Genomic DNA, 23,190 nt, shown 5'->3' on the forward strand with positions numbered 1-23,190 from the left:
TCACGACTTGTTGTTTGAAAAGTTGATTGTATTTAGTCATAAAAAAATCTGCACCTGAATCAGTTAGAAGTTTAGTCTAACTTTTGGGGTGCAGATCATTTAGGTGGTTTTTTTCGGTAATTAAAAGTTAAGATCGCTTTCCCTTCTAAAGATAATCTGCACTGCAAATATGCAAACGCTGATTGCTTGGCTCAGGCTGTTTGCCTAATAAAATAAGAGTAAAAATGAGGGTTCAATAAGTTTTCATTTTACCTTTCTTCCATTTCAAGCGGTCAATTTTCGGCAAAAATTTGCAAATCCGCCCTGTTCAACCGATAATATCCGCAATTTTAATCAGCATAAGGAAAACCTATGATTATCGTAACTGGCGGCTTTGGTATGATCGGCAGCAATATCGTCAAAGCCTTAAATGAAATGGGACGTAAAGATATTTTAGTGGTGGACAATCTCAAAAATGGGGAAAAATTCATCAATTTAGTAGATTTAGACATCGCAGATTATTGCGATAAAGAAGATTTCATTGCCTCAATTATCGCGGGCGACGATTTTGGCGACATTGATGCGGTATTCCACGAAGGGGCTTGTTCAGCCACTACCGAATGGGACGGCAAATACCTAATGCACAACAACTACGAATACTCCAAAGAGTTGTTGCATTTCTGCTTAGATCGCCAAATTCCGTTCTTCTACGCTTCAAGTGCAGCCACTTACGGCGGTCGTTCAGACAATTTTATCGAAAAACGCGAATTTGAAGGTCCATTAAATGCGTATGGTTACTCAAAGTTCTTATTTGATGAATATGTGCGCAGAATCTTGCCTGAAGCGGATTCTCCTGTATGTGGTTTCAAATACTTCAACGTTTACGGCCCGCGTGAACAGCACAAAGGTTCAATGGCAAGCGTGGCTTTCCACCTCAACAATCAAATGTTGAAAGGCGAAAATCTAAAACTTTTTGAAGGTTCGGAAGAGTTTTTACGCGATTTCGTGTATGTGGAAGATGTAGCAAAAGTAAACATCTGGGCGTGGCAAAATGGCATTTCAGGCATTTACAACCTTGGCACGGGCAAAGCGGAATCGTTCAAAGCGGTTGCCGAAGCAGTGATTAAATTCCACGGTAAAGGCGAAATTGAAACCATCCCGTTCCCAGACCACTTAAAATCACGCTACCAAACCTTCACCCAAGCAGACTTAACCGCTTTGCGTGCAGCTGGCTATAAAGGAGAATTTAAATCAGTTGCCGAAGGTACTACGGCTTATATGGCTTGGTTAAATAGATAATTTTCTCCTAAAATAAGCGGTTCAATCTGCAATTTATTTTGCAAATTGAACCGCTTTTTTACAACACTACACCAAATTTTTATTGCCCGTAATACGCATTCGCACCGTGTTTACGCAGATAATGTTTATTTAACAATTCAGGCTGCATTGAGTTAATTTGTGGGCGGATTTGGTGGCTAACGAAGTTCATATACGCCACCTCTTCTAGCACCACAGAATTATGCACCGCATCAAAGGCATCTTTGCCCCAAGTGAATGGCCCATGTGAGTGAACCAGCACACCAGGCACTTGGTCTGGGCTAATGCCACGGTTGCGGAAAGTTTCCACCACCACTTTACCCGTTTCTAATTCATATTCACCTGCTATCTCTTCAGGCGTCATTCGGCGAGTGCAAGGAATTGAGCCGTAGAAATAATCTCCTTGGGTTGTGCCTAAACACAAAATATCTTCGCCTGCTTGTGCCCAAGCGGTCGCGTGGCGAGAATGGGTATGTACCACGCCGCCAATATTCGGAAATTGACGGTAAAATTCGAGGTGAGTTGGCGTGTCGGAAGAGGGTTTTTTCGTACCATAAACTCGGTTGCCTTGTAAATCCACCAACACAATATCTTCTACCGTCATTGTGTCGTATTCTACGCCTGAAGGCTTGATTGCCACATAGCCTGTTTCACGGTCAATTTCGCTCACATTGCCCCAAGTAAAAGTTACCAATTTATGTTTTGGTAGCTCTAAATTCGCTTTTAATACGCGTTCTCTTAACGCTTGAAATTTTGGAGTTAATTCGATCATAGGGTAAAACCTCCCTCTTGCATTTTTTGTTCAATCCAACGGCGAGCATTGATGATTTCAGCAATCGGCTCGTCAGCTTTTTCCGTCCACATTTCAATTAAGAATGCACCACGATAATTCAGTTCTGCCAAGGTTTTAAAGCAGGCTGGGAAATTCACACAACCGTCTCCAAATGGCACATCACGGAATTGCCCTTTGCAGGTTTCTGTCACTTTATAAGTATCTTTTAAGTGAATTGCAGAAATTTTGTTGATACCCAATTTCAGCTCTTCGGCAACGTTGTCGTTCCACGCAGAGAGGTTACCCAAGTCTGGGTAGACAGTGAACCATGGCGAGTCGATGATTTCGTCCCATTTTTTCCAGCGAGAAATCGAACTCATAAATTGCGTGTCCATAATTTCCACCGCAATGGTGACTTGGTTGCTTGCCGCTAGCTCTACCGCCCATTCTAAGCCTTGTTGAAAACGCTCAAGCGTGCCTTCATCTTGCTCTTCGTAATAAACGTCGTAGCCCGCTAATTGAATAGTGCGAATGCCGAGATCAACCGCTAACTGAATGGCTTTTTCCATAATCTCATAGGCTTTTTGGCGAGTAGCTTCGTCGTGCGAACCAAAAGGGAAGCGGCGGTGTCCAGATAAACACATTGAAGGAATAGTTACGCCTGTTTTGATGATCGCTTTCACCAGTTCGATACGCTCTTTCTTGCTCCAATCAAGGCGAGCCAAGCGTTCGTCTGTTTCGTCAATCGAGATTTCAACAAAATCAAAGCCGCAGGCTTTGGCAATGGAGAGTCGGTCTTGCCAAGAAATGTTTTTCGGCAAGGCTTTTTCGTAGATACCGAGTTTGTGTTTTCTCATGGTTGCCCCTTTAATGGGTGGGCATTCTTGCCCACCATTTATTTAATTTTTCTTAGGTAGAACTAAACATACAGCAGCAGATAAAATCACTAATGCTACGCCAACCCAAGATGTGATAGATAAGCTATCATTTAGTAAAATAATCGAAAACAAAACACCAAAAACAGGCTCTAATGCGAGAAATATTCCGCTTTTATTTGTTTCTGTTTCCGATAATCCTTTATTCCAAGCCCAGTTTGCAAATAAACTACAGCCTATACCTAAATAAAGTAATGCTATTATTGAAGAGTATGAGAAATTGATATTCCAATCTTTTACTAATAACAACATAAAAGGTAAACCGATTAACGTTCCTAATTGCAACGATAATGCGGTATAAACTTTAGGATTTAAATTACCTAATACGGATTTTGATAATCTTAGCCATAATGCCACAACAATTGTTGAAGCGAGGACTAATAAGCAGCCAATTAATGAAATTTCTTCGCTATCAGATAATCCAACTAATAGAAACACACCAATAAATGCAATTATTCCTAATAACCAAATAGTTAAAGAGGCTTTTTCTTTAAAAAAGAGCTGACCAATTAAAATAACCATCAAGGGTTCTATACCGATCATAGTGGCTGCACTTGAAGCTGACGTATATTGCAAACCAATAAATTGCAATAAGAATGTGGCTGGGTAAGTTAAAAATCCTAATAAAGCAATTTTTTTCCAATCTACATCTGATTTACTATTCTTTTTTATAAATCTCAATGTAATAGGGAATAAAATAACCCCCGCAATAATCAATCTAAATAAAACAACTAATGCAGGATCTAATGTTTCATAGGCAAATTTTCCTGCAATAAAAGATGTTCCCCATAAGAAAGATGCAAGTAGGAGATAAATCATATTATTTGCCCCCTTTATCTTTTTTAATTGCGGATATAATTTTTTTTGCTCTTATTGCACTTAATGAAAGATTTGGATCAGCTACACCAAAACTATGTTTTCTTCCATTCATTATATACAAAGCAAGATTAAAAATACTTTTATTTAGTAACTGTTTATATCCAGTAGCAAGTATTACTATTTCAGACATTATTTTATGATTATTATATAAATCTTTTAGTAACAATAAGTCATTTTCTGTATAGTTAATATGAATAACTTTTGAATAATTGGAGAAACTCCAGTACCTAAAACAACATTTCTGGCATAAAACTTTTTCGAAGTTCCTTCATTATCGGTTAGTGAAGAAATCTTTTGCATTTTTGAAACCTCTTCAACTTTTATATTAAATTTGACATTATCGAAATGAGAAACAATCCACTGCAAGTATTGCTCAAATTCCCATCTCTTTGTGAATTTAAAATCTGCAATCGTATGTTCCTCTAATCACAGATTAAACAAAAATTTAACCTACTTTTAACGATATCAACACTAATGTTTTAAACAAATCAGAACAGTATAACTTATAATAGAAAAGTCTATTTTTTAGACTAACACCACTTCCAGCCCTTTCTCTCTCAAGGCTTGAATTATCACTAGATCAGCCTCTCTGCCCGTAATCAACAAATCAATCTCATTCAGATCGCTAAACAGCATTCCAACTTGTTTACCGAGCTTAGTGCTATCAACTAACGCAATAAACTTGTGTGCCTTTCGAACGAGAGCTTGTTCAGAATTGGCTAAAATCATATCAGTTTTATATAAGCCTTCTGGGGTAAAGCCTTTTCCGCTGGTGAACATCACATCCGCAAAATAGTTATTTTCGTGCTGATTATTTAACGAGAGCGTCACACATTTATTCTTATTATATTGCCCACCCATAATCACAATATTTTCGTGATTATGTTCAATCAGATAATTCGCAAGCGGTAAAAAATTGGTAATGATTTGCAAATGTTTGCCACACAGATGATTGCCAAGTAGTTGCATCATTGAACCTGCGGTTAAAATCACGCTTGCACCATCAAAACAGTATTTACTTGCTGCTTCAGCAATCCGTTGTTTCTCGCTAACGTTGTTGATTTTATTCGAGAAAAATTGGGTAAAGCCTGTTTTAATCGCTTCCACCCCGTTACGTACTTTGCATAGTTTGCCTTGCTCGTGTAGTTTACTAATATCACGGCGAGCAGTGGCGGGCGATACGCCTAACGCATAAATAATTTCATTGGTGGAAAGTATCTTTTTTTCATCCAGTAACGAAAGTAATTGTTTCTGTCTGTATGTTTCATTCATTGGCAATCCTTGTGATTTTCACGTTAAATCAATGAACAAATATCCCTCTTTAAATTCTCTTCTCCCTCTTTCATAAGGGGAGAGAGTAGAGAAAATTCGAAGAATTTTCAGAGGGAGAATTGCAAATGTCTTTGGAAAATTGACCGCTTATCTCCTCTCTCTGCTTTCAGATTCTAAACGAACCCTTCGGCTATATCTCTCCTACAAGAGGAGAGATATATTATTACAACATTGATTTAAACTGAATATTTGGTTCTTGTTCGAAGCAATCGTCGAAGCCACGTGGGTGGTGATATTCGATTAAATCTTTATCACGTGGGTAAACATATTTACCTCCCACCTCCCAAATAAATGGATGGAATTGATATTGTAGGCGATCTTTACGCATACGCCATAATTGAATAATTTCATCCGTGCTTGCCATAAAGTTAGTCCAGATATCGTGGTGTACTGGGATGATCACTTTACAGCGTAAACATTCTGCCATACGAAGTAAATCAACAGAGGTCATTTTATCTGCGATACCCACTGGGTTTTCGCCGTAGTTGTTTAACGCTACATCGATATCGAATTGTTTACCGTGTTTCGCGAATTGGATAGAATAGTGAGAGTCCGCACCATGGTAGATATTACCACCTGGGGTTTTGAACACGTAGTTTACCGCTTTGCGACCCATTTCTTCATCAGATGGACATAAACCAGCCAATTCTCCACCTTGATTTTCTGCACCCTCAACAGGTAACGTTACTAAACAAGTGCGGTCGAAAGAGTCTAATGCGTGAATTTCAACGTCTTTTAATTTCACAACATCACCTGGTTTTACGACGATAATACGATCTTCTGGCACACCCCATTTTTTCCATAATTCACCACAGTGCCACGGACCCACAAATTTCACATGGTTTAAACTCGGGTTATTCACGATTGCCGCTGCCACATTTACGTCGATATGGTCACTGTGATAATGAGAAGCTAAGATGAAATCTACTTCATTAATCGCAAATGGATCTAACACCATTGGTTGAGCACGGAGGTTTGGTTGTAATTTACGTACACCCGCCATATTTGCCATTTGGTGGCCACGCACCATATCCTTTACTTTTTTAGTAGATTTACCGCGACTACACCATAAGTCCATACAAATATTGGCACCTGCTGGGGTTTTAATCCAAACACCGACACAACCTAGCCACCACATCGCAAAGTTACCTTCTGGCACCACTTCGTTTTCGATTTCTTCATTTAACCAAGTGCCCCACTCTGGGAAGGTTGAAAGAATCCAACTTTCGCGTGTGATTTCATGTACGTTAGCCATAATCTGCTCCTCTAAGTCATAAGTTAGAAAACAACATAATCAATTACAATCATAAATAATCACAAAAAATTGTAAAATGATTTTTATTGATTTTGTGATCTAGTTCTCATTTTTGGTGGAATAGATATACCGACACAAAAAGTCATCGTTCAAAATACTATGTTTTTATTCTTCCATCTTTATACAATCTTAATAAAATTGTACCGCTTGCTTTTTAATGAAAAATAAAATGTGATCAACCTCACAAATAATCAAAAATAATCTTTTATATTCAAAAAAGAGCGATTATTATTCAGGCGTTACATTCAAACCGAATGGCATCTTTCTACAATCAGCCATGATTGATTTGATTAAAAACAAAAATAAGAGGTACTCTTATGGAAATACTCAGTGATATTCTGGTCTTTTTAAAAGATCAGGTGTTAAATAAAGCACCTTTCTTACTTGGTATTGTTGCCTGCTTGGGCTATATTCTGCTAAAAAAAGATTCCACCACCATTATTAAAGGCACCATCAAAACCATTGTAGGTTTTATGATTGTGCAAGCAGGTTCTGGTTTCTTGGTCACCAACTTCAAACCTGTAATTGAAGGTTTATCGAAATTCCACCACTTAACTGGTGCGGTGATTGACCCATATACCAGTATGCAAGCGACCATTCAAACGATGGCGGATAACTATGCGTGGGTGGGGTATGCAGTAATAGGTGCATTGTTGCTTAACATCTTATTAGTGGTGTTCAGAAAATTCACTGGTATCCGTACCATTATGCTCACAGGCCACATTATGTTCCAACAAGCGGGCTTGGTCGCGGTGTTCTATATGATCATCGGTGCATCAATGTGGGAAACGGTGATTTATACCTCGGTGTTAATGGCTCTCTATTGGGGCATCTCTTCTAACATTATGTATAAAGCTACGCAAGCTGTTACTGACGGAGCAGGTTTCTCTATCGGTCACCAACAACAAATTGCCTCTTGGATTGCAACTAAACTTGCACCAAAACTCGGCGACAAAAACGACTCTGTGGACCATATGAAATTACCAAAATGGTTACACATCTTCCACGACAGTATCTCTGCAACCGCATTGGTAATGACCATCTTCTTCGGTATCATTCTTCTCTCATTCGGTTTAGACAACCTGCAACAAATGGCGGGAAAAACCCACTGGTCTATGTACATTCTTGAAATGGGCTTGAAATTCGCCGTAGCAATTCAAATCATTGTAACGGGTGTGCGTATGTTCGTGGCGGAATTGTCTGAAGCTTTCAAAGGTATCTCTGAACGCTTAATTCCAAACTCAGTCCTCGCAATTGACTGTGCGGCAATTTACGCCTTCTCACCAAATGCGATGGTATTCGGCTTTATGTGGGGTGCAATTGGTCAATTCGTTGCCGTTGGCGTATTACTTGGTTTTAACTCACCAATCTTAATTATCCCAGGCTTTATCCCAATGTTCTTCTCAAACGCTACCATTGGCGTGTTCGCAAACCAATTCGGTGGCTGGAAAGCGGTAATGAAAATCTGTTTCGTGATGGGTATGATTGAAGTGTTCGGCTCTGCGTGGGTAATCCAAATGCTTGCCAGCCAAGGCACCACTTTCAACGGCTGGATGGGTATGGCTGACTGGGCGTTATTCTTCCCACCAATCCTACAAGGTATCATCAGCGTACCAGGTTTCTTCTTCGTGATTGTTGCCCTTGCGTTAGTTTATATGTTCTTCGCCTCACGCCAATTACGCGCTGAAGAAGCAGAAGCAAAAGCCAAAGGCTTAACCCTTGAACAATTAGATGGCTACGGCTTAGACCAAGTGCAAGCCAAAGCAGAACAAGCGGTCGAAAAAGTAGAAACTTCTGCAAATATTGATGCAAAACCTGTGCGCATTCTTGCAGTGTGCGGTTCAGGTCAAGGCTCATCAATGATGATGAAAATGAAAATCAAACAATACCTTGATAAACGAGGCATTCCAAACGTAATGGACTCTTGCGCAGTTACCGACCACAAAGGTAAAGTATCAGGCGTGGACATCATCGTTTGCTCAAAACACTTACAAGATGAAATCGTCCAAGAAGGTCGCGTCTCTGTGCTAGGCGTACAAAATATGCTTAACCCGAACACCTTCGGCGAAGAACTCTTGACGTTGATTAAAAAATATCAATAAATCCTACGGCGTCCTGTAGGGACGCATTTATGCGTAACCTAGGACGAAAGCCCTAGGATTAAACAAAAAGGACACTCTATGTTAAAAGAATCCCTCATTGAAAATCACTCTATCGCTCTCAACCAAACCGCTACTTCTTGGCAAGAAGCCATCAAAATCGGCACAGACTTACTCGTTAAAGCTGGTACCATCGAACCGCGCTACTACGACCATATCATCGGCAACATCGAAAAAATGGGGCCTTACATCATTCTAGCCCCAGGCTTAGCGATGCCACATGCCCGTCCAGAAGAAGGTGTTATCAAAACTTCTTTTGCGTTAGTTACTCTTGCAGAGCCAGTGACCTTTGAAGGAGAAGAAGAACCCGTGAGCGTATTCGTCACCCTTGCTGGCAGTGATTCCGACCGTCATATGGAAGGCTTAATGGAAATCACCCAAGTACTAGACGACGAAGAGAGCGAAACTGGCGTGAACCTTGATAAAGTACTCGCCTGCAAAACCGCCGAAGATGTGTATGCGATGATTGATCAGGCGTTGAACGCATAACGATTCGTAGGGTGTGGGCAAAGCCCACGCACACAAGCGGTCAATTTTTCACAAAATTTTTCAAAAGGAACAAAATATGTCTAAACCCCTCCTCCAAATTGCCCTTGACTCCTTAAGCCTAGAAAAAGCCGTTGCTGACGCCAAACAAGCCGAAAGTGTGGTTGATATTATCGAATGCGGCACGATTCTTGCCTGTGCGGAAGGAATGAAAGCCGTTTCCACCTTACGTGCGCTTCACCCAAACCACATCATCGTGTGCGATTTAAAAACCACCGATGGCGGTGCAATTTTAGCCAAAATGGCATTTGAAGCAGGTGCAGACTGGCTTACTGTCTCCGCTGCTGCACACCCAGCTACCAAAGCTGCTTGTAAAAAAGTAGCGGACGACTTCAACGCTGCCCACCCAGGACTCAAAGTGAAAAAAGAAATTCAAATTGAAATTTACGGCAACTGGACAGTAGAAAAAGATGCCCAAGAGTGGGTAAGTTTAGGTGTGAAACAAGCGATCTACCACCGCTCACGCGATGCAGAATTAGCTGGCAAAGGCTGGACTACCGAAGATATCGAGCTAATGAAACGCCTCGCTGATAAAGGCTTAGAGCTTTCCATCACAGGTGGCATCGTGCCAGAAGAAATCCACCTCTTCAAAGAAGTGACCAACGCCAAAGCCTTCATAGCAGGCCGTGCGTTAGTCGGTGTCAACGGCAAACAAACCGCTAAAGCCATTCGTGCAGAAATTGATAAATATTGGGCATAATTCATTATTTATAAAATGAATTTATAACCTGACCGCTTGCAGAGCACTCTGTAAGCGGTTTTTGTTTTTTAACATTATATAAAGTATTTTGAAGTTTAAAATACGAATATCTGGAGTGTTTTATTCATCATTTGTTTTATAAATAACATATTGATTATTAAGAATAATTCTCACTATTGTTCATTTTTTGAGGTAGATCACAAAAGCAAAATTTTTTTGTTAAAAAAATGTGAAACTCCTTTTTTTTGTACCTCTAAAGTGTCAGAATGAACACGCTTTTTACCTATGATTATTTTTTGGAGTGCATATGCAAAGTGTTAATTTTGATGTCGCAATTGTCGGTGCAGGAGGCGGTGGTTTACGTGCCGCAATTGCAGCAGCAGAAGCAAATCCGAACTTAAAAATCGCTTTAATCTCAAAAGTTTACCCAATGCGTAGCCATACTGTGGCAGCAGAAGGTGGTTCAGCAGCAGTAATTAAAGATAACGATTCATTCGATAACCACTTTAACGACACTGTAGGCGGTGGCGACTGGTTATGTGAGCAAGATATTGTTGAATATTTCGTAGAGCATTCTCCAATTGAGATGACTCAATTAGAGCGTTGGGGTTGCCCTTGGAGCCGTCGTGAAGATGGTGAAGTGAACGTGCGTCGTTTCGGTGGGATGAAAATCGAACGTACTTGGTTTGCAGCGGATAAAACAGGCTTCCACATCTTACATACACTTTTCCAAACTTCAATGAAATATCCTAACATCGTGCGTTTTGATGAGCACTTTGTATTAGATATTTTAACCGACAATGGCGAAGCACGCGGTTGTGTGGCAATGAATATGATGGAAGGCACATTAGTGCAAATCAATGCATCTGCGGTGGTTATCGCAACAGGAGGTGGTTGCCGTACTTATCGCTTCAACACTAATGGTGGTATCGTAACAGGTGACGGTTTATCAATGGCTTATCGTCACGGGGTGGCATTACGTGATATGGAATTCGTCCAATATCATCCAACAGGCTTACCGAATACAGGTATTTTGATGACCGAAGGTTGTCGTGGTGAAGGTGGTATCTTAGTCAATAAAGATGGTTACCGTTACTTACAAGATTATGGCTTAGGACCAGAAACCCCAATCGGCAAACCAGAAAACAAATATATGGAATTAGGCCCTCGTGACCGAGTTTCTCAAGCATTCTGGCAAGAATGGAAAAAAGGTAATACCTTAAAAACCGCAAAAGGCGTAGATGTGGTTCACTTAGACTTACGTCACTTAGGTGAAAAACACTTAACCGAACGTTTACCGTTCATCTGCGAATTAGCTCGTGCTTATGAAGGTGTGGATCCAGTGACTCAACCAATCCCAGTGCGCCCAGTAGTTCACTACACCATGGGTGGTATTGAAGTGGATATGCATGCTGAAACCTCTATCAAAGGTTTATATGCAGTGGGTGAATGTGCTTCTTCAGGCTTACACGGTGCAAACCGCTTAGGTTCTAACTCATTAGCTGAACTTGTGGTATTCGGTAAAGTGGCGGGTGAAAATGCGGCACGCCGTGCGTTAGAAGCAGGTCCTGCAAACCAAGCACAAATCGATGCACAAGCGAAAGATGTAGTTGCACGCTTAACCGCATTATCGAACCAAGAAGGTAACGAATCTTACTCAGACATTCGTAATCAAATGGGCGATGCAATGGAAGAAGGTTGTGGTATCTATCGTACACAAGAAGGTATGGAAGGTGCGGTTAACAAAATCGAAGAGCTTAAAGAACGTTATAAACGCATTAGCGTGAAAGATAAATCAAGTGTATTTAACACTGATTTACTCTACAAAATCGAACTTGGCTTCATTTTAGACGTAGCACAATCTATTGCGTGTTCAGCGGTTGAACGTAAAGAATCTCGTGGTGCACACCAACGTTTAGACTTCACAGAACGTGATGATGTGAACTACTTAAAACACACCCAAGCATTCTATAATGCAGATGGCAAACCAACCATCAAATACAGTGATGTGAAAATTACTAAATCTCAACCTGCAAAACGAGTGTACGGTGCAGAAGGTGCAGCACAAGAAGCAGCGAAAAAAGCGGCACAACAAAAATAAGGGATAGCTATGGAAAAAATGACGATTGAAGTGCTTCGCTACAACCCAGAAGTGGATAGTGAACCACATTTAGAAAAATATGAAGTGCCATATGATGGTCAAACTTCACTCTTAGATGCGTTAAACTTCATCAAAGATGAGTTACAACCAGAGTTATCTTACCGTTGGTCTTGCCGTATGGCGATCTGCGGTTCTTGCGGTATGATGGTAAACGGCAAACCAAAACTTGCGTGTAAAACATTCTTACGCGACTACAGCGGTTATATGCGTATTGAACCACTTCAAAACTTCCCGATTGAACGTGACTTAGTGGTGGATTTAAGCCACTTTATTGATAGCCTTGAAGCAATTCAACCTTACATTATTGATAATAAAACGCCAGAGGGACAACGTACCAAACAAACTCCAGCACAGCTTGAGAAATATCGTCAATTCTCAATGTGTATCAACTGTGGTTTATGCTACGCAGCTTGCCCACAATTTGGTTTAAACCCAGAGTTTATCGGTCCAGCAGCCTTAACCTTAGCTCACCGTTATAATCTTGATAACCGTGATAACGGTCGTGAACAACGTATGAAGCTGTTAAGCTCACAAAACGGTGTGTGGAGCTGTACTTTCGTTGGTTACTGCTCAGAAGTGTGTCCAAAACACGTAGGCCCTGCTTCTGCGATTAACCAAGGCAAATTAGAAAGTGCGAAAGACTATGTTATCTCAATGTTAAAACCAAAAGGTTAAGGGGAAGTTATGACAACAAAACGTAAAGCCTATGTGCGTGAAGTAAAACCTACTTGGTGGACGAAAGTCGGTTTTTATAAATTCTACATGGTGCGTGAAGCAACGGCGATCCCAACGGTTTGGTTCTGTTTAGTGTTACTTTATGGCGTCATTTCATTAGGTAATGGTACATTTGATACTAGCTTCGTAGATTTCTTAAAAAATCCAATTGTGATCATCTTAAACCTTGTGAGCTTAGCCGCAATGTTATTACACGCAGCAACGCTCTTCATTATGACCCCACAAGTCTTGGGTATTATGGTAAAAGGTGAAAAATTACCTGTGGCAACGGGTGCGAAAATTATGTGGGGTATTACCGCTGTAATTAGCATCATCGTATTAGCCCTTGCGTTATAGGAGTGAAATATGAGCAAACAAGATGTTATTAACAAAGCGGTAAAATCAAACGAACCGCCAGTATGGTTACTCTTTAGTGCAGGCGGCTCAGTCAGTGCATTTTTCTTCCCTGTGGTGATCTTAATCTTCGCATTATTATTACCATTCGGCATTGTTGATACACAAACAATTATTGCATTCGCACACACTTGGATTGGTAAACTTGTAATCTTAGTATTAACTATCTTCCCAATGTGGGCAGGTATGCATCGTGTTCACCACGGATTACACGACTTAAAAGTACACCTCCCAGCAAGTGGCGTGATTTTCTACGGATTATCAGCAGTTTACACAGTCGTTGTAGCGTACTTAACATTAAGCCTATAATGCTCAACCGCACAAGCGGTTAAAAATACGAAGAGCCTTGTAAATGAAAATTTACAGGGCTTTTTTGTAAATTTTTTTACGCAAACCTTTGCTTTTCAAATACTTACCGACAAATCGAAAAAGAACGTGTAGAATACGCTCACTTTGAATTTCTACTTCTACTCAATCAAACAGGACATAAAATGGATATGATCGAAATTTTGGGCTATGTAGCTTCCATTCTAGTTGCCAGCTCGTTTTTTATGAAAGACGTGGTAAAACTTCGCACTATCAACACTTTTGGCGCAATTGGTTTTGTGATTTATGGGTTGTTGTTGCCTACGTATCCTGTAGCATTTTTGAATACGTTGGTTGCAGGTGCGAATATTTACTATATTTGGCAAGCATTAAAGCAAAACAATACAAAATAAGACACACCACCTTCGGGTGGTTTTATTTTTATAAGCGGTTGTCTTTCTGCTTGAAATATAAAAAGAGCTGTTTTACCCTAATACCAATTTTAGAAATAACCTGAGAAACGATGAATCCAACCGATTTAAGCCAAATAAAATGGCAACCGACCGCACCGATTGAAAACTTGCTCAAACGCGCGAAGATAATGAAAAATATCCGCCAGTTCTTTGCAGATCGTGGCGTGTTAGAAGTAGAAACGCCTGTTCTGAGTGAATTTTCGGTAACCGATGTGCATCTTTCTACCTTCCAAACGCAATTTCTTCCGCCCTTTGAGCGAGAAACAAAGCCCCTTTATTTAATGACCAGCCCCGAATACCATATGAAACGCTTGCTTGCAGCAGGCTCAGGGGCGATTTATCAGCTTTGTAAAGTCTTCCGCAACGAAGAAGCAAGCAAGCGCCATAACCCTGAATTTACAATGTTGGAATGGTATCGCCCCTATTTCGATATGTACCGTTTAATTAACGAAGTGGATGATTTATTACAAGAAATTTTGGACTGCGAGCCTGCAGAGTCTTTTAGCTATCAATTTGTGTTCCAAACTTATGTGGGGTTAGATCCCCTTTCTGCAACCAAAGCCCAATTAGTCGAAAAAGCTCGCAAGCACGGTTTTCAATGCGATGACGATGAGAATCGCGATACTTTATTACAATTTTTATTTAGCGAAATTGTAGAAGCCAATATCGGTAAAGAACGCCCCACTGCGGTTTATCATTTTCCGTCGACCCAAGCTGCACTCGCTCAAGTGAGTAGTGAAGATCATCGCGTAGCTGAACGTTTTGAGTTTTATTACAAAGGCTTGGAGCTTGCCAATGGTTTTCACGAGCTAGACGATGCCAAAGAGCAAATCCGCCGTTTTAATGCAGATAATGTTGAACGCGAAAAAATGTGCTTACCGCCTCAGGCGTTAGATATCCGCTTCCTTGCCTCACTTGAAGCGGGAATACCCAATTGCTCTGGCGTAGCGCTGGGTGTCGATCGCTTGGTGATGATTGCACTTGAAGCGGAACATATTCGTGATGTGATGGCGTTTAGTGTGGAAAGTGCGTAACATTAAGGCTTGCTATTCTGCCATTTTTAACTGCTCGCCAATTTTCTCAAACAAATTCTGAATTTGCTCTGCACGACACCCGAGTATCCGCACCATTAAGCCATATTCATTGAGTTGTGATATGCCTATCAACAAACCTTGTTCTTCCATAAACTGCTGTTGTAAGGCTTGCACTTGTTGCTTAATTTCAAGTGAACTTTTCCCTAAATGCAAATAAATTAGCGAACCTTGATGGGAATAATTTTCCATCTGGCTCAAAGCGGTAAGGTTCATTTTAGACGGCAGCCATTGAATACAATCACTGACAAGCGGTCGTTTTTTACCATCATTTTGCAAAGCATAAATCTTCAAATGGGAAGAAAACTGACGGAAAGCAAAACGTTCGTCATTCAACACCCGACCAATCGCCACGATTTCACCGTAAATCAGCTCGCTTTGTTCGTCCATTTCAATCTGGGTTTGCTGCTTAAAAACGGAATCTTTATGCAACACCAGTGGATGCGGCAAATAGAATAAACGGCTGTTTTCGGCAAGGGCAATACGAGTAATTTGCTCTGCACTGTCGCCCTCATTCATCGCCAGCACCCGAGTAAATGCCTGCGTATTGAGCGAAAGTGCGGTCAATTTTGCCAACGAAATGTCAATCTCTAACACATCGCCCGCTAGCACCCCAGGGGAGGAAGACATCTGCATCGCATTCAAGCCATTCGCCCACGCATCATCGTAACTTGGCAACGTTATCAATTTAAACGGTGGCATCGCAAAGTATTCGGCAAGCTGGGTTTTACCGTTGGAGGAAAGTTTGGTGGAAAGGGATAATTTGCTGTTCATAAAATTTTTATACACGATGAAATAACTCCCTCCTTTTACGAAGGGAGCATAAATCCTCTATCTCACTAACGCCTTAGGTTCTTCCACATTCTTCAACAACACATATTTTTCGATCCAACCGATCACGCCATCAAGATTTTCTTTTTTCATCAAATTAGTGAAAATAAACGGCTGACCGTTACGCATACGGCGGGCATCGCGTTCCATCACGCTTAAATCTGCCCCCACAAACGGAGCAAGATCTGTTTTATTAATGACTAACAAATCTGAACGAGTGATACCCGGGCCACCTTTACGAGGGATTTTTTCGCCTTGTGCCACGTCGATCACGAAAATCGTCACGTCTGCCAAATCTGGGCTAAAAGTCGCCGAGAGGTTATCGCCGCCCGATTCAATAAATACAATTTCCACATCAGGGAAACGTGCCACCATTTCATCTACCGCCTCCAAGTTCATTGACGCATCTTCACGGATCGCCGTATGCGGACAACCGCCCGTTTCCACACCCATAATTCGCTCAGGCGGAAGTAAGCTGTTTTTCGTTAAAAATTCCGCATCTTCTTGAGTGTAAATATCGTTAGTAATGACTGCCACACTATATTTTGACGCGATTTCTCGAGTGAGTTTTTCAATTAACGCCGTTTTGCCCGCGCCAACAGGACCAGCCACGCCGATTTTAATGTAGTTACGCATTTTTCTTTCCTTTAATTAACCTAGCAACTGTGATTATTTACGATAAGCTGTAAGGTGGGTAAGCCCACGCATTTAGCTCTGAGTTTTTATTTTCCTTCTAAAACACTCTTTAGAAAAAGGGGAAAAAATGTGGTCAAAATCAACCGCACTTTTCATTGTTAAATAAACACGTGGGCTTACGCCCACCCTACCCCTGAAAAATAAAAACACAGCAATCACAGGCTATGACATATATAATCTGGTATAAAGCACTTCGTGTTGCATAGCCCGAATATCATTCGCTAGCGTTGCCGCACCAAGCCAATCTAAATCGGGTTCTAAACTTAATTCCACTGCTTGCACGAGTGAGCCTCGCAAATAAAACAGAATATCTTGCCCATCCATTTGGCTGAGGGGAATAAGCTTCACGCCGTTAGTGATCGCACCGACTGCTGCATTGTAGTAGAACGCATAGAGTGTGTCGGCTTTACTTAAGCCCATGGCTTGGGCGACCATCGCAAACACTATCGGGAAATAGCCCTGCACGCGTTTTTCTGCAATCGCTTGCTGGTAAGCTATGAGCAACGTATGTGTTTCATAGCGAATAAAAATTTTCAGCAAGCGTACACCGAGTTTAAAACTCCCTTCGCGGCTTTCACGTGCCACTTTGGTGGCGGAAAGTTGCCAATCCAGTTCACACAAGCGGTCGAAATTACCCTCGTTCATTGCATCAAACGCAAGAGAAAGATACGCCCCGTCGTTGTAAATCCAGTTCTGTAAAAGCTGGGTTTGCACATATTCTTCAAGAGTTGCTTTAGTCGAAACAACGCCTTGCTGGACAAAGGTTTCTAAGCCATTGGAGTGGTTAAATCCGCCAATCGGTAAGGTGGGATCGACCAAGTGCAACAACGCACCTAAATCCGTTAAAGAGCGGGTTAATGTTTGTGCCAATTGCCGTCTCCGTGATGATGATAACCGTGATGATCGTGCGAATGACTATGTGAATACCCGTGACCTTGTGCAGAGTTCGCCCTCAACGCTTGGCTTAAACGGCGTTCCGCTTTTTGAGGATGAAATCCCGCCGCTTGTAACCATTCAAACATTGGTTTATCGTAAGGCAATGTTACTTCATCGCCATCTAAAAACAGCGGAGAATGTTTGTTGCCGATTTCATAACACGCCCGTGCCATTTCAGGCAAGGTTTTCGGAGACAGTACAATTACTTCGCTTGGCAAAATTTCAATCGCAATCACTAATTCATCGCTGATAAACACCACATCATCGTGTTTTAAACGTTGCCCTTCTTTGAGTAGGCGAAAAGCGACTTCACGCCCAGTATTTGTGGTTTTACGCAAAATATTCCGTTCGCTTTCATACCACTGCAATTCCGCGCGTTCAATAGTCTGATTAGTAATTTTGCCTTCAGCCTGAAGGCTAGTTAAGTCGCCCAAAATGGTATCCATAATGGGCAAAATGGGGTTGAGGATTTTCATTTTTATATTATTTATTTTCTTCGCTAATTAAGGCTGCTAAATCTCCCCTACCCCTCTTTGCTAAAGAGGGAATTTTCTTTATAAATTTGCGGTCATCTGACTAATTTATATTTGCCATATCAAAGTAGAACAATGATATAAAATCTCGCTCATTCTTTCCCCTCTTTAGCAAAGAGGGGAAGGAGAGATTTGGCAGAAGAAAATACGGAGAAATTAGGTTATTTAGACCAATCTCGTGATGCCACAAAAATGGTTATAAAGTCGGCATTGTCTCGCTTAAAACCACATATTTTTCATTCATTTCAGCCGCCCAAGCGGTTAAATTTGGAAATTCTTTTGCAAGATCTAATCCAATTTTTTCCGCTCTAAATAAGAACCAATCAATGACTGCGACTGCCGTTAGCGTGCCAATGTTTAATTCCGTGCCAAACGGTTTTAAATCTTGCTCAAGTCTTACAAAACTTTGACGATTACGTTCGGTTAGTTGTTGATGGCGAGCGGTCCACCATTCACTTTCAGGGCGAAGCATTTTTTCCGCCATCATTGGCACGGTATTTTCCATAATGCCATCTGCTAAGTTATGTAAGGCGAGCGCCGCCCAACGTGGCTTGCCACTTTCTGGAATGAGTTTAGGCTCTACCTTGCCTTTTTGATCAAGATATTCGCAAATGAGCAAACTGCCATAAAGCCAATTACCACAATTACGTTCTAACGCTGGCACTCTACCCAGAGGATTTGCCTGATTATGTGCAGAGCTTGCATCAAATGATGAACCAATTTTAATCAGTTCTGTTTTGTCTAAGAGTTGTTGATATTTCAACGTTACCAGCACTTTACGTACATACGGGCTGGTAGTGGAGTACCAAAGTTTCATTGTAAATTCTCCTTAAAATTTGACCGCTCTTTTCTGCTTAGAACATAAAATATCGCTGCCCTAATGGCACCGTATCCACAGGTTCGCAAGTAATGAGCTCGCCATCTACACGCACTTCATAGCGTTCTGGATCTACCGTGATTTCAGGCGTAGCATTGTTGTGAACGAGATCTTTTTTACCCACGCTGCGGCAGCCTTTCACGGCAATGGTTTCTTTGTGTAAACCGAATTTCGCACGAATATCGGATTTTTCAGCGGCTTGTGAAACAAAGAATACTGCTGTTTGTGCTGTCGCTAAGCCTTGTGCGCCATACATTGGACGGTAGAATACAGGTTGCGGTGTTGGAATTGAGGCATTTGGATCGCCCATTTTCGCGTAGCTAATAAAGCCTTTTTTAATTACTACTTCTGGTTTTACCCCAAAGAACATCGGTTTCCATAACACAATATCTGCAATTTTGCCCACTTCTAATGAACCAATATGATCCGCAATACCGTGTGCAATTGCTGGGTTGATGGTGTATTTCGCAATATAGCGTTTAATGCGGAAGTTATCGTTTCCTTCATTGCCTAGCTCACCACGTTGCATTTTCATTTTATCAGCGGTTTGCCATGTACGAATAACGACTTCACCAATACGTCCCATTGCTTGAGAGTCTGAACTCATAATGGAGAAGACGCCCATATCATGCAAAATATCTTCCGCTGCAATAGTTTCAGGGCGAATACGGCTATCGGCAAATGCTACATCTTCTGGTACACGTTTATCTAAATGATGGCAAACCATCAACATATCTAAATGTTCATCAATGGTGTTTTTCGTAAACGGACGAGTCGGGTTGGTTGAAGCTGGCAATACGTTTGGATACATCGCCGCTTTAATGATGTCAGGTGCATGACCGCCGCCTGCACCTTCCGTGTGGAAGGTGTGAATGACACGTCCATCAATTGCTTTCATGGTATCTTCTAAAAAGCCACTTTCGTTCAGCGTATCGGTGTGGATTGCCACTTGAATATCCATTTCATCAGCCACTTTTAATGCTGAATCAATTACTGCTGGCGTTGCGCCCCAGTCTTCGTGGATTTTTAAGCCTAATGCGCCCGCTTCAATTTGTTCGCGTAGCGGCTCTAAAGTTGAACAGTTTCCTTTACCAAAAAAGCCTACGTTTACAGGCAATACTTCTGCCGCTTGGAACATACGCTCCATATACCACGCACCCGGTGTACAAGTAGTCGCGTGTGTACCATCCGCAGGACCAGTCCCACCGCCAATTAACGTGGTAACGCCACTTTCAATCGCATGCTGTGCTTGTTGAGGGCAAATAAAGTGAATATGGGTATCGATACCGCCAGCGGTCGCAATTAAATGAGCACCGTTATGCACTTCCGTGCTAGCACCGATAATCATGTTTGGCGTGACGTTATCCATGGTATCTGGGTTGCCTGCTTGACCAATACCCACAATACGCCCATCACGAATACCAATATCTGCCTTGATAATGCCTAATTTCGCATCAATAATCATCACGTTAGTAATGACAAAATCCAATACATTTGGATTATCGCGAGTTGCGGTGCCACTTTGTGCCATGCCATCACGTACACTTTTACCGCCACCAAATTTACACTCATCGCCTTTGGTCAATAAATCTTGCTCAATAGTTGCCCATAAATTGGTATCGCCTAAACGGACTTTATCGCCAACGGTTGGGCCATAAGTTGCTACATATTGTGCTCTTGAAATTGTTAATGCCATTTTGCCCTACCTTATAATTTACCATCAATTTGATTATGGAAGCCGTAAATGATTTGGTTACCACCAAAAGCCACTAACTCAACGGTTTTGGCTTCGCCTGGTTCGAAACGCACCGCATTGCCAGATGGCACATTTAAACGCATTCCGCGTGCCAAAGTGCGGTCAAATTTAAGAGCATTATTAGTTTCAAAAAAATGGTAGTGAGAGCCAACTTGAATTGGGCGGTCGCCTGAATTGGTTACTTCAATTTTTACGGTTTTTCTGCCGACATTAGCGAGAATATCACTTTCAGCTAATTGGTATTCGCCTGGGATCATATCTTTGTTCCTTGTAGGGTGGGCTTTAGCCCACCATTAATATTTTTATTTGGTGGGCTAAAGCCCACCCTACGGTTATCTGATTGGATTATGCACGGTAACAAGTTTTGTGCCATCTGGGAAAGTTGCTTCAATTTGCACTTCGTGTACCATCTCAGCGACGCCTTCCATCACATCATCAACGGTTAAAAGTGTTGAACCATACTGCATGACTTCAGCCACACTCATTCCATCTCTTGCCGCCTCTTGTAAATGACTCGCAATATAGGCAACAGTTTCTGGATAATTTAATTTAACGCCACGTGCTTTGCGTTTTGCCGCCAATTCGCCCGCGAGGAAAAGCATCAGTTTTTCTTGTTCTCTGGAAGTTAAGTGCATAATTAATTCCTTCTATTGTGATTTGCAAAAAGTTGTGAAAATTATACCGCTTGTACGGTTGTTTGTGTTAAGGGTTAAGCCATTTCAACCATTTTTCTTTATTGATATCAACCTTTTCAACCTTCGATTTCATCCATAAAATCAGCCAACTGGCGAGGATAAAACCGATGGTGTAAGGTGCGATGCCAAGGACAGAAAAGCCGAATTGGATTAACACCGCAAGCAAAGTGCCAACTAAGATATAAAAAAAGTGGCACAACCGTTCGCCCGCAAAGGCACAGGCAACCAAAATTGGTGAAAAGCCGTATAAGCCGTTGGCAAGATGATTGTGTTCGACCGCCAATAAATGATGGGCAAATGCTGTTCCCAATACTGCGGCAGCCATACCGTACATAGCCGCCATGGGGGAGCTAATCGCGATTGCCACGAACAGCAACCCCCCCGTAATTACGCTTGAGCCGAAATTGACTTCCGCCCATGCGTAGAGTGGGCTTTGAATGGCATTAAAAGTATCAGTGTAATCGGATAGCTCAGGCGTAGTTTGTTCCAAACCAAAGAGTTGAAATTTGGCAGTGAGAAAACAAAGTAACCAGCAAGTTAGCACGAATGGGAAGGTGAACGCCACTTTTCGGCGTTGTAAAAAAGCACGCATTATCAACGTGGCGACAACGGAAGCCAGAATACCCCACAGCCACAACAGAGGGCTCTCTGCACTCTCTTCTCCGAAGGTGAACATCACGCACATAAAGGCGAGTGAGCTATTAAAGCCGAATAACCCTTGTTGAATTTGTCTGATCGGGTATTTTAATGCACGTGCGGTCAGCGTGCCGACCAACGAGCCGAGAAAACACGCCACGCCGAGCGTCCAATGGCTAAAAAACATTGCGATCGTAATGACGAGCCCCGTTAATCCGTTTTCCTGTAGAAAGATCTGCCCAATACCTGTGAATGTTTCTTTAATGGGTGTTTGCATAACGTCCTCGTTTTTGTTGTTTTAAGAATTCTTCACATACTTTTTTCTTTCCTTCCGTTTGCAGAGGGAAGAAATGCGATCATAAACAAATCACCTCGTCCGCCAACGCCTCACTAAACGCCAAATCGTGGCTAGCAATCAGCATAGGCAGCTCCAACGCTTGCAATAAAGCGGTCAATTTTGCTTTGTTTTTTGCATCTAGCCCATTTGTGGGTTCGTCTAACAGCAACATTTTCGGTTGCATAGCCAGCACGCCCGCCAAGGCGGTAAAATTTTTCTCTCCGCCTGAAAGCAAGTTTACAGGGCGATCTTTTAAGTGAGTAATACCCAATTTTTCTAACTGTTCGAGTGCGATCTGATAGGCTTCCGCCTTGCTTTTGCCTTGATTCAAACAGCCGAATGCCACGTCGTCTAACACGGTTGGACCGAATAACTGATCGTCCGCTTGCTGGAAACAAATCCCTACCGTGTTTCCTCGCAACGGTATCAAATCCGCTTCTTGGCGGCAGCTTTTATCAAACCAGTTGATCTCGCCCGAATGTAGCGGCACAAAGCCAAGCAAGGCGAGCAATAGCGTTGATTTCCCGCTGCCGATTTCGCCTTGCAGCACGAACTTTTGGCATTCACCAATCGCAAAAGTTAAGTCAGAAATCACCGCTTGTTGGTTGCGGTAAAGGGTTAAGTGATTGACGTTGAGTACCATTTTTTTATTAAAGTTTAAATCCCCTTGCCTTCATCGCTATTTCCGCTTTTTCAGCTTTGAGCATTGAGTGAATCAGCAATAGAGCGACCCGTTGGGCATAGACTTTCATCGTAAACAGGTTAAATTTTGGATGAAACCCGCGGGCTTTCATTGCCAT

28 protein-coding genes are annotated in these 23,190 nt (G+C 41.8%); 10 read left to right on the plus strand and 18 right to left on the minus strand.

The window, feature by feature from the left end; translation table 11 throughout:
• The first annotated feature begins 351 nt into the window (after positions 1–351).
• Entirely contained in the window at positions 352–1,278 is a 927-nt protein-coding gene (rfaD, locus tag KH943_RS03710; protein WP_304107726.1) for an ADP-glyceromanno-heptose 6-epimerase, read from the plus strand.
• Positions 1,279–1,357: 79 nt separating this feature from the next.
• Here rfaD and araD read toward each other — a convergent pair whose 3' ends face one another.
• From araD to ulaG, 7 genes are all read right to left on the minus strand, one after another.
• Positions 1,358–2,068 carry an L-ribulose-5-phosphate 4-epimerase gene (gene araD, locus KH943_RS03715; protein WP_304107728.1) on the minus strand — a complete coding sequence of 237 codons (711 nt, stop codon included), beginning with the start codon at positions 2,066–2,068 and terminating at the stop codon, positions 1,358–1,360.
• Positions 2,065–2,925: an L-ribulose-5-phosphate 3-epimerase gene (locus KH943_RS03720; RefSeq protein WP_304107729.1), complete on the minus strand. Its 861-nt coding sequence runs from the start codon at positions 2,923–2,925 to the stop codon at positions 2,065–2,067. The genes araD and KH943_RS03720 overlap by 4 nt, the downstream gene beginning before the upstream one ends.
• Positions 2,926–2,967: 42 nt before the next feature.
• On the minus strand, positions 2,968–3,822 hold the full coding sequence (locus tag KH943_RS03725) for a DMT family transporter (RefSeq protein ID WP_304107731.1): 855 nt from the start codon (positions 3,820–3,822) through the stop codon (positions 2,968–2,970).
• A gap of 1 nt (position 3,823) precedes the next feature.
• Positions 3,824–4,048: a hypothetical protein gene (locus KH943_RS03730; protein WP_304107733.1), complete on the minus strand. Its 225-nt coding sequence runs from the start codon at positions 4,046–4,048 to the stop codon at positions 3,824–3,826.
• Positions 4,039–4,293, minus strand: coding sequence for a SidA/IucD/PvdA family monooxygenase (locus KH943_RS10135; protein WP_368493490.1), 255 nt, complete (start codon positions 4,291–4,293; stop codon positions 4,039–4,041). Before KH943_RS10135 ends, KH943_RS03730 begins: the two co-directional genes overlap by 10 nt.
• Before the next feature lie 114 nt (positions 4,294–4,407).
• The gene (ulaR, locus tag KH943_RS03735) at positions 4,408–5,154 is read right to left on the minus strand and encodes an HTH-type transcriptional regulator UlaR (protein ID WP_304107735.1); all 747 of its coding nucleotides are present in this window, start codon (positions 5,152–5,154) and stop codon (positions 4,408–4,410) included.
• A 223-nt stretch (positions 5,155–5,377) separates the two neighbouring features.
• Entirely contained in the window at positions 5,378–6,469 is a 1,092-nt protein-coding gene (ulaG, locus tag KH943_RS03740) for an L-ascorbate 6-phosphate lactonase (RefSeq protein ID WP_304107736.1), read from the minus strand.
• A gap of 377 nt (positions 6,470–6,846) precedes the next feature.
• On the opposite strand from ulaG, the gene KH943_RS03745 reads away from it, so the two are divergent.
• The 9 genes from KH943_RS03745 (at position 6,847) to epmA (ending at position 15,036) form a co-directional block, all read left to right on the plus strand.
• A complete protein-coding gene (locus KH943_RS03745; protein ID WP_304107738.1) occupies positions 6,847–8,631 on the plus strand; it encodes a PTS ascorbate-specific subunit IIBC in 1,785 nt (594 codons plus the stop codon).
• Positions 8,632–8,709: 78 nt separating this feature from the next.
• Entirely contained in the window at positions 8,710–9,177 is a 468-nt protein-coding gene (locus tag KH943_RS03750; protein WP_304107740.1) for a PTS sugar transporter subunit IIA, read from the plus strand.
• Positions 9,178–9,253: 76 nt separating this feature from the next.
• Positions 9,254–9,934: a 3-keto-L-gulonate-6-phosphate decarboxylase UlaD gene (locus KH943_RS03755; RefSeq protein ID WP_304107742.1), complete on the plus strand. Its 681-nt coding sequence runs from the start codon at positions 9,254–9,256 to the stop codon at positions 9,932–9,934.
• A gap of 307 nt (positions 9,935–10,241) precedes the next feature.
• Positions 10,242–12,035 (plus strand): fumarate reductase (quinol) flavoprotein subunit, encoded by a 1,794-nt coding sequence (gene frdA / locus KH943_RS03760; protein ID WP_304107745.1) that lies wholly within the window; start codon positions 10,242–10,244, stop codon positions 12,033–12,035.
• Between the two features lie 9 nt (positions 12,036–12,044).
• A complete protein-coding gene (locus KH943_RS03765; RefSeq protein ID WP_040217609.1) occupies positions 12,045–12,770 on the plus strand; it encodes a succinate dehydrogenase/fumarate reductase iron-sulfur subunit in 726 nt (241 codons plus the stop codon).
• A 9-nt stretch (positions 12,771–12,779) separates the two neighbouring features.
• The gene (frdC, locus tag KH943_RS03770) at positions 12,780–13,166 is read left to right on the plus strand and encodes a fumarate reductase subunit FrdC (RefSeq protein WP_005705970.1); all 387 of its coding nucleotides are present in this window, start codon (positions 12,780–12,782) and stop codon (positions 13,164–13,166) included.
• Between the two features lie 9 nt (positions 13,167–13,175).
• Positions 13,176–13,532: a fumarate reductase subunit FrdD gene (frdD, locus tag KH943_RS03775; protein ID WP_304107751.1), complete on the plus strand. Its 357-nt coding sequence runs from the start codon at positions 13,176–13,178 to the stop codon at positions 13,530–13,532.
• Between the two features lie 182 nt (positions 13,533–13,714).
• Positions 13,715–13,942 (plus strand): YgjV family protein, encoded by a 228-nt coding sequence (locus KH943_RS03780; RefSeq protein ID WP_039863086.1) that lies wholly within the window; start codon positions 13,715–13,717, stop codon positions 13,940–13,942.
• Positions 13,943–14,052: 110 nt separating this feature from the next.
• A complete protein-coding gene (gene epmA / locus KH943_RS03785; RefSeq protein WP_304107756.1) occupies positions 14,053–15,036 on the plus strand; it encodes an elongation factor P--(R)-beta-lysine ligase in 984 nt (327 codons plus the stop codon).
• 12 nt (positions 15,037–15,048) lie between these two features.
• Here epmA and KH943_RS03790 read toward each other — a convergent pair whose 3' ends face one another.
• The 11 genes from KH943_RS03790 to KH943_RS03840 form a co-directional block, all read right to left on the minus strand.
• Positions 15,049–15,867: an urease accessory protein UreD gene (locus tag KH943_RS03790; RefSeq protein ID WP_304107759.1), complete on the minus strand. Its 819-nt coding sequence runs from the start codon at positions 15,865–15,867 to the stop codon at positions 15,049–15,051.
• Between the two features lie 57 nt (positions 15,868–15,924).
• Complete coding sequence (gene ureG / locus KH943_RS03795) at positions 15,925–16,560, minus strand: urease accessory protein UreG (protein ID WP_304107762.1); 636 nt, start codon at positions 16,558–16,560, stop codon at positions 15,925–15,927.
• 222 nt (positions 16,561–16,782) lie between these two features.
• A complete protein-coding gene (locus tag KH943_RS03800) occupies positions 16,783–17,490 on the minus strand; it encodes an urease accessory protein UreF (protein ID WP_304107765.1) in 708 nt (235 codons plus the stop codon).
• The gene (gene ureE / locus KH943_RS03805) at positions 17,475–18,032 is read right to left on the minus strand and encodes an urease accessory protein UreE (protein ID WP_304107768.1); all 558 of its coding nucleotides are present in this window, start codon (positions 18,030–18,032) and stop codon (positions 17,475–17,477) included. The genes KH943_RS03800 and ureE overlap by 16 nt, the downstream gene beginning before the upstream one ends.
• A gap of 253 nt (positions 18,033–18,285) precedes the next feature.
• Positions 18,286–18,906 (minus strand): glutathione S-transferase, encoded by a 621-nt coding sequence (locus KH943_RS03810; protein WP_304107771.1) that lies wholly within the window; start codon positions 18,904–18,906, stop codon positions 18,286–18,288.
• A gap of 37 nt (positions 18,907–18,943) precedes the next feature.
• Positions 18,944–20,662: an urease subunit alpha gene (gene ureC / locus KH943_RS03815; RefSeq protein ID WP_304107774.1), complete on the minus strand. Its 1,719-nt coding sequence runs from the start codon at positions 20,660–20,662 to the stop codon at positions 18,944–18,946.
• Between the two features lie 11 nt (positions 20,663–20,673).
• Complete coding sequence (ureB, locus tag KH943_RS03820) at positions 20,674–20,979, minus strand: urease subunit beta (protein WP_304107776.1); 306 nt, start codon at positions 20,977–20,979, stop codon at positions 20,674–20,676.
• A gap of 75 nt (positions 20,980–21,054) precedes the next feature.
• The gene (ureA, locus tag KH943_RS03825) at positions 21,055–21,357 is read right to left on the minus strand and encodes an urease subunit gamma (RefSeq protein ID WP_021034590.1); all 303 of its coding nucleotides are present in this window, start codon (positions 21,355–21,357) and stop codon (positions 21,055–21,057) included.
• A gap of 67 nt (positions 21,358–21,424) precedes the next feature.
• Entirely contained in the window at positions 21,425–22,330 is a 906-nt protein-coding gene (locus tag KH943_RS03830) for an urea transporter (protein ID WP_304107800.1), read from the minus strand.
• Between the two features lie 79 nt (positions 22,331–22,409).
• On the minus strand, positions 22,410–23,033 hold the full coding sequence (locus KH943_RS03835; protein WP_304107803.1) for an energy-coupling factor ABC transporter ATP-binding protein: 624 nt from the start codon (positions 23,031–23,033) through the stop codon (positions 22,410–22,412).
• Positions 23,034–23,040: 7 nt separating this feature from the next.
• Positions 23,041–23,190: CbiQ family ECF transporter T component (locus KH943_RS03840; protein WP_304107805.1), on the minus strand; the 150-nt coding region annotated here is incomplete at its 5' end.

Origin of the sequence: Haemophilus parahaemolyticus (assembly GCF_018373095.1) — a bacterium.
Taxonomy (GTDB): Bacteria; Pseudomonadota; Gammaproteobacteria; order Enterobacterales; family Pasteurellaceae; genus Haemophilus_A; species Haemophilus_A parahaemolyticus_A.

Bases quoted from the DNA above. Each gene is read 5' to 3' on its own strand.
- ureA (WP_021034590.1), bottom strand. From the start codon at position 21,357: ATGCACTTAACTTCCAGAGAACAAGAAAAACTGATGCTTTTCCTCGCG.
- KH943_RS03745 (WP_304107738.1), top strand. From the start codon at position 6,847: ATGGAAATACTCAGTGATATTCTGGTCTTTTTAAAAGATCAGGTGTTA.
- KH943_RS03790 (WP_304107759.1), bottom strand. From the start codon at position 15,867: ATGAACAGCAAATTATCCCTTTCCACCAAACTTTCCTCCAACGGTAAA.
- araD (WP_304107728.1), bottom strand. From the start codon at position 2,068: ATGATCGAATTAACTCCAAAATTTCAAGCGTTAAGAGAACGCGTATTA.
- KH943_RS03750 (WP_304107740.1), top strand. From the start codon at position 8,710: ATGTTAAAAGAATCCCTCATTGAAAATCACTCTATCGCTCTCAACCAA.
- KH943_RS03835 (WP_304107803.1), bottom strand. From the start codon at position 23,033: ATGGTACTCAACGTCAATCACTTAACCCTTTACCGCAACCAACAAGCG.
- ulaG (WP_304107736.1), bottom strand. From the start codon at position 6,469: ATGGCTAACGTACATGAAATCACACGCGAAAGTTGGATTCTTTCAACC.
- KH943_RS03720 (WP_304107729.1), bottom strand. From the start codon at position 2,925: ATGAGAAAACACAAACTCGGTATCTACGAAAAAGCCTTGCCGAAAAAC.
- ulaR (WP_304107735.1), bottom strand. From the start codon at position 5,154: ATGAATGAAACATACAGACAGAAACAATTACTTTCGTTACTGGATGAA.
- KH943_RS03725 (WP_304107731.1), bottom strand. From the start codon at position 3,822: ATGATTTATCTCCTACTTGCATCTTTCTTATGGGGAACATCTTTTATT.
- frdD (WP_304107751.1), top strand. From the start codon at position 13,176: ATGAGCAAACAAGATGTTATTAACAAAGCGGTAAAATCAAACGAACCG.
- KH943_RS03830 (WP_304107800.1), bottom strand. From the start codon at position 22,330: ATGCAAACACCCATTAAAGAAACATTCACAGGTATTGGGCAGATCTTT.
- epmA (WP_304107756.1), top strand. From the start codon at position 14,053: ATGAATCCAACCGATTTAAGCCAAATAAAATGGCAACCGACCGCACCG.
- KH943_RS03765 (WP_040217609.1), top strand. From the start codon at position 12,045: ATGGAAAAAATGACGATTGAAGTGCTTCGCTACAACCCAGAAGTGGAT.
- frdA (WP_304107745.1), top strand. From the start codon at position 10,242: ATGCAAAGTGTTAATTTTGATGTCGCAATTGTCGGTGCAGGAGGCGGT.
- ureC (WP_304107774.1), bottom strand. From the start codon at position 20,662: ATGGCATTAACAATTTCAAGAGCACAATATGTAGCAACTTATGGCCCA.
- KH943_RS03780 (WP_039863086.1), top strand. From the start codon at position 13,715: ATGGATATGATCGAAATTTTGGGCTATGTAGCTTCCATTCTAGTTGCC.
- ureE (WP_304107768.1), bottom strand. From the start codon at position 18,032: ATGAAAATCCTCAACCCCATTTTGCCCATTATGGATACCATTTTGGGC.
- KH943_RS03810 (WP_304107771.1), bottom strand. From the start codon at position 18,906: ATGAAACTTTGGTACTCCACTACCAGCCCGTATGTACGTAAAGTGCTG.
- ureB (WP_304107776.1), bottom strand. From the start codon at position 20,979: ATGATCCCAGGCGAATACCAATTAGCTGAAAGTGATATTCTCGCTAAT.
- KH943_RS03755 (WP_304107742.1), top strand. From the start codon at position 9,254: ATGTCTAAACCCCTCCTCCAAATTGCCCTTGACTCCTTAAGCCTAGAA.
- rfaD (WP_304107726.1), top strand. From the start codon at position 352: ATGATTATCGTAACTGGCGGCTTTGGTATGATCGGCAGCAATATCGTC.
- ureG (WP_304107762.1), bottom strand. From the start codon at position 16,560: ATGCGTAACTACATTAAAATCGGCGTGGCTGGTCCTGTTGGCGCGGGC.
- frdC (WP_005705970.1), top strand. From the start codon at position 12,780: ATGACAACAAAACGTAAAGCCTATGTGCGTGAAGTAAAACCTACTTGG.